This is a genomic window from Bacillus sp. EA-CB0995, from assembly GCF_055814245.1.
This window is the reverse complement of sequence record NZ_CP169269.1, coordinates 520396-533266: the sequence shown is the minus strand read 5'-3', so window position 1 is coordinate 533266 and position 12871 is coordinate 520396. Positions and strand designations below refer to the sequence as shown.

Sequence of the window (12871 nt, the reverse complement as noted above, 5' to 3'; positions counted from 1 at the left end):
ACCACCTCCTTATATAAAGCTGATACGATACTCGCAGTGTATGCAAATTTACATATTTATTACATTCTATCGATGTTCTTATTTACATATATTCGATATGATAGAAGAAAACGTTCATCAAAAAAGAAGGAGAATTTACTTCATTTTGAAAACAAAACAAACCATTACAAACTACTTACAAATATTAATAGAAATCTTTCTCGTTTCCACGAAACTTGGGCTCACTTCCTTTGGGGGGCCTGTTGCACATTTTGGCTATTTTCACCACGAATACGTTCAAAAACGAAAGTGGATAGATGAAAAAAGCTACGCTGATTTAGTAGCGCTTTGTCAATTTCTTCCTGGCCCTGCTAGTAGCCAAGTTGGCATGGGCATTGGCTTATCTCGAGGCGGCATACTTGGGGCGCTTGTTTCTTGGCTTGGATTTACGTTACCTTCCGTTCTTGTGCTCGTATTGTTTGCTTCCGTATTACAGCAAATAGACATTGCCCATGCCGGATGGATTCACGGCTTAAAACTTGTAGCCGTAGCAATCGTCGCTCATGCATTATGGGGAATGGCACAGAAGTTAGCACCAGACCGTGGCCGCGCAACGATCGCAGTCATCGCTACAGCTGCCGTTCTATTATTCCAAGCAGCTTGGATACAAATCATCGTTATTTTATTCGCCGGTGGAATTGGGTGGCTCTTATACAAAGAGCATACAATAGCAACTGAAACAAAAATATCCATTCCGATTTCACGCAAAGTCGCAGTGCTATGCTTATCTCTGTTCTTTATCTTATTGATACTATTACCAATATTACGCCCTCTCTCGCACTGGATTGCTATGTTTGATAGCTTCTACCGATCAGGCTCTCTCGTCTTTGGCGGCGGTCATGTCGTTCTTCCGCTTTTAGAAAATGAGTTTGTGTCAAACGGCAGTATAACGAAAGAGCAGTTTCTCGCTGGCTATGGAATGACGCAAGCTGTCCCTGGACCATTATTTACATTTGCCGCTTATATCGGTGCGATTATGAACGGAGCCCTCGGAGCAACAATTGCGACGATTGCAATTTTCCTTCCAGCTTTCTTACTCGTAGTAGGCGTGTTACCTTTTTGGGATGCACTGCGCCGTAAACCGTACGTACAAGGTGCTCTGCTTGGTATAAATGCAGCTGTTGTCGGTATTTTACTCGCCGCCTTCTATCAACCGATTTGGACGAGCTCGGTTGACAAGCCTGCTGATTTCGTTGTCGCATTACTCTTATTTACACTGCTTGCCTTTTGGAAGCTGCCGCCGTGGGTAATTGTAATAGTTGGCGCGATAAGTGGAATGCTTTTGTCAGTATTATAAGAAAGACGGCTATTCCGAGAAATAGCCGTCTTTCTTATATATTAAAATTTTACAAGCTCCACTCCACTTGGAAGCTTACTCTCTGTTAAAATCCGTAATTCTTCAACACGCTTCATGACATAAGACGAACATTTCATCAACTCCGCATCGACATAACCTGGATGCACCATAATTTCAACTGTTGCCCCGTCCCGTACACGCTCTTGTAAATTTGTAAAATAATCATCCGTTACACCAACTCCGTAAAAATTATGGAAAAATACATCAGAAAATGGACTTACTGCACGGTCTAGTTTAAGGCGGCGTGCTGGGATTTTATACTTCTCTGCTAATCTTTTTAATACATCATGTAAAATCGGCAGTGCATGTACGTGATGATGGCTATCAAGATGCGTCAGTGTTAAGCCATAGGATAGAAACTTGTCAATTTGAGCGGTCCACTCTCGCTCGACGTCATGCGGATCTATATTTCCTTTCCGAATCGTATGTTGCGAATGAAATGAACCATCTTCTTTTATAAGAGAAGGCACATCAGAAAGCAGCGGTTTTCCCTGGGTTAATACGAGGTGCACGCCAACTCCTAACGTCTTATATTCCTTTGCTAATTGCACTGCATGTTCTACTCCCGGCATATTCATCATCATCGTTGTAGAATTGACAAGTCCGTTAACATGCGCGTCAATAACACCGTAGTTTACACCTCGCGTTAAGCCAAAGTCATCTGCGTTTACAATTAATCGAATCATTCTATCCCCTCCCATTACGTAACAAGAAAAAAGCAGGCTTATATAGCGCTGCCTTTAGTTCTCCACCTTTTTGAAGAATTGCGGAAGATACTCTTTATGAGCTTCTAGCATTTCATCTAAGATTTGCTTTGCCACTTTATCGGATGGTACAAGTGGGTTAATCGTCATCGCAAGCAGCGCCTTATGATAATCACCTGTTACAGCAGCTTCAATTGTTACACGTTCAAACGATTTAATTTGCTGTACTAAACCGCGAACCGCTACCGGTAAGTCCCCAACTGCAATTGGTTTTGGACCATCCTTTGTAATGACACAGTTCACTTCAACAGCAGAATCAGCTGGCAGACTTGCAATTGTACCATTATTTCTTGTATTTACAGGCTGGATGTCACCTTTATTGTTATAAATAGAAGTAATTAAGCTACACGCTGCATCACTATAATATGCTCCGCCGCGTTTTTCTAATTGCGGTGGTTTAATGTCTAGATTGGGATCTTTATAAAGCTCAAATAAATCAGCTTCCAATTTTTTTACGACTTCTGCACGTGTACCCTTTTCCATGGATGCTTGTTTTTCTTCTTCTAACATTTCGCGTGTTTTGTAGTAGTAGCGATGATATGGACACGGAATCGCACGAAGTGCACGAATGAAATCAGGCTCCCAATCAAGCGCTACAATATTCTGCACTGTAATTTGTTTTTCTGGGTCTGTCACTAATTCCAGCAAACGATCCATGACGCTCACACCATCTAAATACACATCCAATCCGTACACCATATGGTTTAAACCTGCAAAATCAACGTGTACACGGCTTGGATCTACATCGAGAATCTTTGCTAATCCCATACGAATCCCAATCGGAACGTTACATAACCCAACAACTTTTTGAATGTTTGTATAGCGAAGGATAGCTTCTGTTACCATACCTGCTGGATTTGTAAAGTTGACTAACCATGCATTTGGACAAATCTCCTCCATGTCTTTACAAATATCTAAAATAACAGGAATCGTTCTCAAAGCCTTAAATAAACCACCAGGACCATTTGTCTCTTGACCGATCACATCATATTTTAATGGAATTGCTTCATCTTTACTGCGCGCTGCCAATAATCCCACGCGAAACTGCGTTGTAACAAAATCTGCCCCTTTTAACGCTTCGCGGCGATCAAGCGTAAGATGAATATCAATTGGTACTCCTGCCTTTTTCACCATACGCTTTGCTAAGTTACCAACGATCTCTAACTTTTCTTTTCCTTCTTCTATATCAACCAACCAAATTTCACGAACAGGAATTTCATGATAGCGCTTAATAAAACCTTCAATTAATTCTGGCGTATAACTAGAGCCGCCGCCAATTGTTGTAATTTTTATTCCACGCATGCTGCATGTTCCCCTTTCGCATGAATTAACAGTACTGTAATCTCTGCTTTTTCTCCTCCTGCTTCTGATTGTATGAGCTCGGTTTGAAAATGATGCGCTTCATTAATTGCTTCTTTTGGCGTCGTCGGAGAATTCTATATGAACCTATTCTATTAAAAAAATCTTTGCCTCAATAATAAAGAATTGTCCAAGCCTTACTCTAGTAATGTACATATACTAACATGAACTTACAAAATGTATTTCTTATAAAAGAAAGGAGCTTAACATGGCGAGAAACTGTCGGAAGCATGACCAAAAGGAAGAATCTACTTCAGATTGTAAAAAATCTAACAGCAATAACTCAAACTCAACATCATCTCAAAGTTACAGCCACGGGGATATATGGGACAAACTGAGTTTAGGAGAAATATTAGCAGACAAGCATACTGCTCTATTTCGAGGAAAGAGCCAATACCAGAAGATTGATGTGCTAAAGGTGAATGATGTCAGAATGTATCTTGATGAACAATTACAATTTAGCTCTGTAGACGAGCGACTGTATCATGAAGCACTTGTTCACCCTGCAATGGCATTAGTAGATTCCCCAGAATCTGTTCTCATTTTAGGAGGCGGGGATGGTCTTGCATTAAGAGAAGTTTTAAAATACAAAACGGTTCGCCGCGTCGATCTTGTCGATTTGGATGAAGAAATTATCAAAATTGCGACTCATGTGCCTGAAATTGTCGCGTTAAACGAAAGGGCTTTTTTCGATAAGCGTGTAAATATCCATGCATACGATGCTCGAAAATTTTTACGTACGAAATCTCGCAAATATGACGTGATTATTATCGACTTCCCAGACCCTGCAACCGAGACATTAAGTCAGCTATATACAAAAGAATTATTTTCTGTTGTATCTAGCTTCCTTACGAAAGGTGGAGCGTTCGTCTGCCAATCCAACTCACCAGAAGATGCACCACTTACCTATTGGAGCATCGGCCGAACAATTCGCAGCACTGGATTAACAGTTGCAAGCTATCATACAATCGTTCCTTCTTTCGGAAACGATTGGGGCTTTCATATCGCGACCAATTCTTCCTCCATTATGCGCAATAGAAACCCATTACCCGTAACCGTTCCTCATCGAACACTTCCGAAAAACCTCGCTTTATTATTTCGCTTTAGAGAAGACCTCTTAGAGGAACGGCAAAACGCAGTAATCAACACAGAGAACCAACTTATTCTACACCGTTGCTATAAAGAAGATATGGAATATTAGTTTTATATATAAACAGGAGGTATCATGGAGTACTCAACATTTGGAAGACATATAATAGTAGATATGTGGGAGGTAGACACTGCCTTATTAAATGATCGTGAATTCTTACAACAACATTTAATCATGGCAGCCAATATGTGCGGTGCAACTGTATTATCAGTAGGCTCCAAAACATTCGAACCATCTGGAGTTACAATATTAGTTTTACTATCGGAAAGTCATATCTCTATTCATACGTATCCAGAAAAACAGTTTGCAGCTATTGACTGCTATACGTGTGGAACAAAGGTAGACCCGCAACAAGCCATCGATTATATATTACCTATACTCAATCCAAAACAATTATATATAAAACGGGTGACTCGCGGCTTAGGCGAAATCACTGTTATTAACTAAACGATTAACACGCCAAGTGCTTTCCACACCTGGCGTGTTTTATCCCGCATTAACGGGCAGTAAGACCCCCACCTCAAGATTCAGAGAAAAGCGAAGAAGATAGGTGGGGGATCACTGCCCGTAAATACCCGATTTGTTCAACTAACCATCAGTGAAAAAATCGCTCACTGATGGAAGTTTTACTTTATATGCTCCTTCTTATTTAATCTGGTTATTTAACCCCTCAATTTTTTTCTTCCAGTACATTGTCATTGCAAACCAAATAATGAAGTAAATAATCATAAAGCTTCCTACACATATGAAAATTGAACCTACATGCCGTCCCCCCTTTTCCATTTCATTTTTACATAAATGTGGAAAAATAAATGGATATGTACATAAGCGGTCCCGTTATTTGTTTAACTTGCTGTTTTCTACGCATAAAAAAGACCTTGCACATGCAAGGCCTATTTCCCATCTAGCATCTTCCTATATAAATCAACAAACTCACTCGCTAGTTCCTTTATTGTTATAGCATTCATCAAGTGATCCTGGGCGTGAACGAACAGTAAGCTGAGTTCGACCTTTTCGCCGCCTGCTTCTTGTTGAATCAACGTTGTTTGCAAGCGATGCGCTTCTTTTAACTCGCTGGCTGCTTCCTGCAGCTTTTCTTCCGCTTCGGGAAGCTTTCCTTCCTTCGCAAATTGAATTGCCTCCATCGCTGAGCTTCTGGCATTTCCCCGTGTAAAATTAAATGAAAAGCCATTGTCTCTAATGTATCCATGTCTCTCTATTGCTCCCCCTTTTCTTCTGCTAGCTTTTGCTTATCCCATATTTTCAAGAATGGAAAGTAGATTAGAAACGCTAAGCAGAAGTTTACTAACTGCATAACAATTCCTGAAATCTTGCCGCCCGTTGCTAAATAACCGCTAAAAATAATCGGTGTTGTCCACGGTACAGCTGCTCCGCTTGGCCGCGCGGCAAGGCCCCATTCCATCGCAAAGTACGTCACAATCGTTAAGACAACAGGAACTAGAATAAATGGAATGAGAAGAAGCGGATTTAATACAATTGGCATCCCAAAAGTAACCATTTCATTAATATTAAAAATACCTGGTGCGATTGATAATCTGCCCAAGCTTTTTAACTGCTGACTTTGTGCGAATAATAACATCGCGACAACGAGTGCCAGTGTTGCACCAGACCCTCCCATATAAATCCAAAGATCAAAAAATTGCTGTGTAACCGTATTTGGTAAAGTATGCCCAGCTTGAAAGGCAACGCGGTTTTGATCCATTAATGAGAGCCAAATTGGACCCATAACTCCGCCAACAATTGCCGCTCCGTGAATTCCGCATGCCCATAATACATGAACAAGAATAACAGCGACCACAGCTCCAAACAAACTAGCACCAATTTCACTAAGCGGCGCTTGTAATAATTGTCCAACAATATTATGAATACTTCCAAATGAAGTATGTTCCATCATTAATCGTAAAATCCAAACAACTGTTACGACAATAAAACCAGGAATAAGTGCAGTAAACGAACGAGACACAGCCGGTGGTACTGTTTCTGGCAGTTTAATAACAATATTCTTCTGTATAAAGACGCGATATATTTCTGTAGATATAAGTGCTAAAATCATTGCCACAAATAACCCTTGGCTTCCCATAAGTACAGCTGGAATAACGCCTTCTACTATAATACTTTCCTTTGTTCCTTCTATAATATGAGAAACTTGAAATGGCGTTGCGAGTAAGAAAGACACAAGAGATAACGCTCCTGCAGCTAATGCATCCACTTTATACTGCTCCGCCAATCTGTAAGCGATGCCAAAAGCAGCAATTAAAGACATGATACTAAATGTTGCGCTAACTGGATACCCTAATGCTTTTTGCCAACCATCGCCAAACAAATTAGCCATAAATTCATGATATCCAGGGATCGGCAAGGCACTAATAATTAAGAAAAAAGAGCCGATAATTAAGAAAGGCATCGTTAAAATAATTCCGTCTCGAATAGCTTGTAAATGGCGCTGCTCCGCAATTCTTCCAGCTATAGGCATAACGTATCTCTCTAAAAACCCCGTCATCTTCTCCACTCTCCTTATGACTTCATTGACAATGCTGCTTGTAACACCGCTTCCCCGTTACAAAGTCCGTAGTGTACAGATTGAATGACATCAACAGGTATTCCTTTCTCTTTACATAGTTCTTTCATTTTCGGTAGCAGATAACGCACTTGTGGACCGAGTAGTAATACATCAACTTCATCGATATGATTACGCACTTCCGATCCAGATACAGCCCAAATTTTTGCCTCTATACCTTGTGCCTGTGCTGCTTTCTCCATCTTCGTAACTAGCAAACTCGTTGACATACCAGCAGCACAGCAAAGCAAAATGTTCATACGATGCCCCCTTTCTTAGCCCACTCTTTACAACTGTCCATAATCATTTTAGACATCTCCCATGATTATTAGTTGAATCAATCGGGCACATGCCAATACTTATCTCCCACCTATTTTCTTTAACTTCTCAAAATTTGAAGGCAGGAGTCTTACCACATGCGGGCAGCGGAATAAGTTTAAGTTAACCTATGTATATGTCTAGGGTAATTTTCGTATGACGAGCATACCAACAAAAATCCCCTATTCATGCTATTCTCTCTATCAACGAGCGCGTCCATCTAATAGATGAAATTTCCATCAATTGGAGGATCTTCAAATCTCATTTCTTTCTACTAAACTTTAAGGTTGGAATTGAACATGAATTCCTTTAATATAGAAGCGATTCTCGTGATTTTCGCTAGAAGGATTTTTTCTATTACATATACAATGTATGCGCTGTCACTAAATTGTTACAAGTTTCACAAAGTGGCTATATTACAATCCTCTCTCCTGTACTATAATCATGTATGGAATAGGAGATGATAACAATGACACAAAATGCCCCTGAGTTTAAAGTACTACAAAGCATTGCCTTTCTAGCTGTTGTTTTGCAAAGTTCATTACTATATACAATGAATCAAGGAAATTTAGCGATTGAGCAGTCTATTATTATCGGCATGCTATTTAATCTAGCAAAATTTTCTGCTCCGGCATTTATTTTTATTGTCGGCTTTCATCTTATTAGTCAATATACAAAACAAATGTTATATACACAGTACATTTATGAAAAAACAACAAACTTGCTTGCGCCATATTTCTTTTGGTCCATTGTCTACTTATTTACGGCGAAACAGATACCATCACTATGGGAAATTATTCGTAGCCTTCTACTCGGAACAGCAGCACCTCATCTTTGGTATGTTGTTATGATGTTTCAAATTCATTTATTGTTCCCGCTTCTTTGTTTCGTCTTTCATTGGTTTCATAAACGGAGCCATAACAAGCAAGATGTATATCGGTACACATTTGCCTTTGCTCTTATTTATTTTCTATTAATGTGGTTCTCTTCTCACTATATTTTTAACGGAGAGAAATTAACAAAATTTACTGCGTTGCATTATACAGATCGCTCTTTCTTATTCTATTCCTTCTACTTTGTTATGGGAGGAATTGCAGCAGTTGCTCTGCGTGCTTGGCGTATATTTGTGTTTAAACATATACCGCTTTTTACAGCTTTATTTTTCGCTTTATTCCTATTCATTAATTATCAACTCTTTAGTTTTTACGGCGCAAATACGATTCGACTTACTGTTGTAACGTACTTAAAACCATCTATGTTTGTATACATCGTCTGTGAAATTATAATTTTATATGCGTTATCTGTAACAATTGCACAATATCGTACTCTCTTATATAAAGGGCTTCGATTTATCGGGAATTTTACGTACGGAGCTTATTTAGCACACTTTTTCTTTTTAAATATAAGTGTCAAACTATTATCTTTCTTTGCATTGCCAGCTAACTCTATTCTTTATAGCATATGCTTATTTAGCTGCACAGCAATTTTATCTTTAGGAACAATCGTTGTGTTTAGCTATATTCCGTTTCACAAATGGATTACAGGTCCGACTCCTTCACTTTCTTTGCAGCGACCATTTTAAGCACTAAAAGATAAGGGTGGATTGTTATTTTCTATCTACTCTACTTGATAGATTCAGTTCTTCTGTTCAATTATTGACTTTTGAGAATCAATCCAAAGCATTATAAATGAAAGCCATCTTAATAGGAGATTTTAAGATGGTTTTTATTTATCCCGTATTAACGAGCAGTAAGACCCCCACCTCAAGATTCAGAGAAAGCAAAGAAGATAGGTGGGGGATAACTGCCAGTAAAAGCCCGATTGGTTCAACTAACCATCATAATAAAAAAGCAATCTTTTCAGATTGCCTTCTTCACTAATATGAGATTCAGTTATCCAATCACTATGAATGGATATTTACACACTTTCTTTCGCTGGTCGATATAGTGCTTGTACGAGACGATCATATTCACGTCGCGTAATTTCCTTATTGTATAACTTCAACAATAAATCTTTATGCTCTTTCGAAAATGCCATCTTTTTAATGACTTCTGGATACATGAAAACTTTCCCTCCGTTTCATGAAAACGACTAAATCCAGTGCACATCCGCATTTTTTCCTTACAGTTTGTAAAGAAATCCCGAGAACAGAACTTGCGTTCGCATAAAGCATTATAAAATATTTTCCCTCAAAGCACAATTCTAAAATAAAAATTTTTATTTTCAGAAGATTTCAACATTATAATATCATAATCTCTCCTAAAGTACATATATATTTTTTGTCACTTTTTTGAATAAAATTTCCATATCAGTAAGAAAATAATGGCAAAAACGAAGAGGAGTAGAAACATGGATACTGTTACACTATCGCGCGCTTTCTTTGGATCGTCGTTAGCCTTCCATATTATTTTTGCAACACTTGGAATCGGACTTTCCTTAATGATTTTTATAAGTGAAGTGTTATATCACTGGAAGAAGGACTCCGATTACTCTGTGATGGCAAAAAGATGGACGAAAGCATTTGCGATTCTTCTTGGTGTTGCCATTCCAACAGGAACAATTGTAGGCGTCCAAATTTCCTTGCTTTGGCCTGGCTTTGCGAAAATTGTTGGACAAGTCATTTCCGTTCCATTTCAAATTGAAATTTTCGCTTTCTTCCTAGAAGCATTGTTCATGTCCATTTACGTCTATGCTGCAGACAAATTACCACCATTCATGCGATTAATATCGCTCTTTTTTGTTATGCTCGGCGCGACTGCATCCGCTGTACTCATTACATCAGCAAATACGTGGATGAATACACCAGCCGGATTTTCAATGGCACCGGACGGCTCTGTCTATAACGTCAATCCTTGGAAAGCCTTTTTTAATCCAAGCTTTTTCACAAGCTCCGTTCATGTTGTTATTACCGCTTATACAACAGGAGCTGCTGTCATTGCTTCTATCGCTGGCTTTAAATTATTAAAACGAAATAAAAGTGCACGGGAGATTGCTTATCATAAAAAAGGATTATACTTAGGTCTTATGGTCACATTCATTGCAGGCGCGATTATGTGGGTTTCTGGACATGAATCTGCGATTGGACTTCATGAGCACTCACCAGAGAAACTGGCAGCAGCAGAAGCATTATTTCATACACAGTCACATGCACCACTAGCCGTTGGAGGCGTTCTCGATCCAGAAACACACGAATTAAAATACGCCATTGAATTCCCAAACATGTTAAGTATGTTAGTTGGTTTTTCTCCGAATACGGTTGTAAAAGGATTAAATGAATTTTCACCAGACACGTGGCCTCCTTTTTACACCCATTTATTCTTTGACTTAATGGTTGGAGCAGCTACATTTTCATTCGCCGTCGCTGCAATTGCACTTGGATATTGGTACTTCATTTACCGAAAAAAGGCGGGCAATTGCCAAAATGGCTGCTGGGGGCAATCGCTGCGGGCGGTCCGATTATGCTTCTTGGCATTGAATGTGGCTGGATTTTCAGCTGTAGCGGACGGCAGCCTTGGACGATTTACGGTTTTCAACGTACAACAGATGCTGCAACGCGCGCCGACTTTGTTGGGCCATTATTTGTCGTATTTGTCATACTTTACATTGCACTTGGCATCTTAACTGTCTTCGTATTACGAACATTCTTTAGGCGCCATCCATTGAAGCAAGACTTACAACCGAACGGGGGGACTCACATGCCTGAAGCAAGCATTGCTATTATCATTCTCTGGGCTGTCGTCTTTGTATACAGTATTTTAGGCTCAATTGATTTTGGGGCCGGCTTTTGGGGGATGGTGTATGCAAAGCATCCAACACTTGCCGGAAAACTTGCTAATCGCTATTTGTCCCCAACATGGGAAGTTACAAATACATTTCTAGTCTTTGTCGTTGTTGCGTTTCTCGGCTTCTTTCCAAAAGCTGCATTTACACTCGCAACCGCAATGTTTTTACCTGTTACCTTAATTCTCATACTCGTTACAATTCGTAGTACTTTTATGGTGTTTTCTTATTCCTTGCCAAAGTATGAGCGTATAATGCGCATTATTTCGGGCATTACCGGTCTATTAATTCCAGCTCTCTTAATTACAGTTCTTCCTGTAACAGAAGGAGCCTTCATTACCACTGCCGGTGGCAAAGAAACATTATTATATGGAAAGTTATTATCAAGTCCAGTCGTATACTGGTACATGCTCTTTGGTTTAACATCCGAACTCTTTTTATCAGCACTCTTTCTCGCCGATTTTGCTAGAGAACAAGGATCCGAAGATACATATCGTGTCTACCGGAGAAATGCCATCGTGCTCGGTCCTGCAACGCTTGTCACCGCCATCGTCGCACTTGTCGTAATGGAACCAGAAACACATTGGCTCATGGAAGGATTAATTAAACAATTCAAATGGTTTACAATCTCGATCATCTTTTTTATCATTGGCTATTCTTCCCTTTGGTGGACAAACCAAAAGTATGAAACACTCGGCTGGCCGCGCATTGCTGTTCTTTCTGTCGTTGCCCAGTATGGATTTGCAAGCTACGCTTACGGCGTTGCACACCTTCCATATATTATTTATCCAGAAGTGACTGTGTTCACAAGTTTTACAACGAAAGAAACATTTTATGCGCTGCTCATTCTCTATGCAGTCGGTATCGCAATACTATTACCAGGCTTCATCTTCTTCTGGAACTTATTCTTGAAAGATCGAACTTTTTTAAAATAAAGTGAAACTTCCTATCGTGAGACGCTTTTCCTCACGATAGGTTAGTTGAACCAATCGGGTCCTTACGGCTGGTTTGCTCTTCTTCTTGCGTTCACTTTTTACCAGCCGTTTGGGCGGGGTAAAGTGAAACTTCCTATCGTGAGACGTTTTTCCTCACGATAGGTTAGTTGAACCAATCGGGCTCTTACGGCTGGTTTGCTCTCCTTCTTGTAGTTACTTCTTACCAGCCGTTTGAGCGGGGTAAAGTGAAACTTCCTTCTGGGAACGTTTTTTCCAAAAGGTTAGTTGAACCAATCGGGCTCTTACAGACAGCATTACAAATACCCATACTGATAACAAATTTCTTAGTCAAACATCATCTACCACGAAATAAGCAGCATATTTCCATCCACATATACCTACCAAAAGAAAACTAGGTATATGCACGTAGCAACTTTTCTATTATAAATACCTAATAGGCACATACTGGATATGTGCCTATTTTCATTCAAATCCTCCCTATATACTATGTCTTTTCCCCAAAGTACCAAACGCACATATTTACAATAGCTAGTGTAATCCCCATACCTTCTTTTAAGAGTTTGAATATGA

Annotated in this window: 10 protein-coding genes and 4 pseudogenes; 6 read left to right on the top strand and 8 right to left on the bottom strand. The window is 39.6% G+C overall.

Going from position 1 to position 12871, the window contains the following annotated elements:
• Positions 1 to 145 precede the first annotated feature (145 nt).
• Positions 146 to 1336: a chromate transporter gene (locus ACEWFJ_RS02800; RefSeq protein WP_473690295.1), complete on the top strand. Its 1191-nt coding sequence runs from the start codon at positions 146 to 148 to the stop codon at positions 1334 to 1336.
• Positions 1337 to 1377: 41 nt separating this feature from the next.
• Here the strand turns inward: ACEWFJ_RS02800 and chbG are convergent, their stop codons facing one another.
• From chbG to ACEWFJ_RS02785, 3 genes and pseudogenes are all read right to left on the bottom strand, one after another.
• A complete protein-coding gene (gene chbG / locus ACEWFJ_RS02795; protein ID WP_473690293.1) occupies positions 1378 to 2082 on the bottom strand; it encodes a chitin disaccharide deacetylase in 705 nt (234 codons plus the stop codon).
• A gap of 54 nt (positions 2083 to 2136) precedes the next feature.
• A complete protein-coding gene (locus ACEWFJ_RS02790; protein ID WP_473690291.1) occupies positions 2137 to 3462 on the bottom strand; it encodes a 6-phospho-beta-glucosidase in 1326 nt (441 codons plus the stop codon).
• Between the two features lie 14 nt (positions 3463 to 3476).
• Positions 3477 to 3578, bottom strand: a pseudogene (locus ACEWFJ_RS02785) (PTS lactose/cellobiose transporter subunit IIA); the annotation flags it as partial.
• A gap of 149 nt (positions 3579 to 3727) precedes the next feature.
• Between ACEWFJ_RS02785 and ACEWFJ_RS02780 the strand changes: the two are divergent.
• Both ACEWFJ_RS02780 and speD read left to right on the top strand, forming a co-directional pair.
• Entirely contained in the window at positions 3728 to 4720 is a 993-nt protein-coding gene (locus ACEWFJ_RS02780) for a spermine/spermidine synthase domain-containing protein (RefSeq protein WP_473690289.1), read from the top strand.
• Between the two features lie 24 nt (positions 4721 to 4744).
• Positions 4745 to 5116 carry an adenosylmethionine decarboxylase gene (speD, locus tag ACEWFJ_RS02775; protein ID WP_473690287.1) on the top strand — a complete coding sequence of 124 codons (372 nt, stop codon included), beginning with the start codon at positions 4745 to 4747 and terminating at the stop codon, positions 5114 to 5116.
• Between the two features lie 198 nt (positions 5117 to 5314).
• Here speD and ACEWFJ_RS02770 read toward each other — a convergent pair.
• The 4 genes and pseudogenes from ACEWFJ_RS02770 to ACEWFJ_RS02755 all read right to left on the bottom strand — a co-directional run.
• A pseudogene (locus ACEWFJ_RS02770) lies at positions 5315 to 5422 on the bottom strand (DUF3021 family protein); the annotation flags it as partial.
• Positions 5423 to 5562: 140 nt separating this feature from the next.
• A pseudogene (locus ACEWFJ_RS02765) lies at positions 5563 to 5879 on the bottom strand (PTS sugar transporter subunit IIA).
• A 6-nt stretch (positions 5880 to 5885) separates the two neighbouring features.
• Entirely contained in the window at positions 5886 to 7190 is a 1305-nt protein-coding gene (gene celB, locus ACEWFJ_RS02760) for a PTS cellobiose transporter subunit IIC (RefSeq protein ID WP_473690285.1), read from the bottom strand.
• A gap of 14 nt (positions 7191 to 7204) precedes the next feature.
• Positions 7205 to 7507, bottom strand: a complete 303-nt coding sequence (locus ACEWFJ_RS02755; protein WP_473690283.1) for a lactose/cellobiose PTS transporter subunit IIB — start codon at positions 7505 to 7507, stop codon at positions 7205 to 7207.
• 527 nt (positions 7508 to 8034) lie between these two features.
• Between ACEWFJ_RS02755 and ACEWFJ_RS02750 the strand changes: the two genes are divergently transcribed.
• Positions 8035 to 9147, top strand: coding sequence for an acyltransferase (locus ACEWFJ_RS02750; protein WP_473690281.1), 1113 nt, complete (start codon positions 8035 to 8037; stop codon positions 9145 to 9147).
• 335 nt (positions 9148 to 9482) lie between these two features.
• On the opposite strand, the gene ACEWFJ_RS02745 is transcribed toward ACEWFJ_RS02750, so the two are convergent.
• Entirely contained in the window at positions 9483 to 9626 is a 144-nt protein-coding gene (locus ACEWFJ_RS02745; protein WP_098310977.1) for a hypothetical protein, read from the bottom strand.
• Between the two features lie 261 nt (positions 9627 to 9887).
• Here ACEWFJ_RS02745 and ACEWFJ_RS02740 point away from each other — a divergent pair.
• A pseudogene (locus tag ACEWFJ_RS02740) lies at positions 9888 to 11164 on the top strand (cytochrome ubiquinol oxidase subunit I); the annotation flags it as partial.
• Positions 11165 to 11260: 96 nt separating this feature from the next.
• Complete coding sequence (locus tag ACEWFJ_RS02735) at positions 11261 to 12280, top strand: cytochrome d ubiquinol oxidase subunit II (RefSeq protein WP_473692320.1); 1020 nt, start codon at positions 11261 to 11263, stop codon at positions 12278 to 12280.
• Positions 12281 to 12871 lie beyond the last annotated feature (591 nt).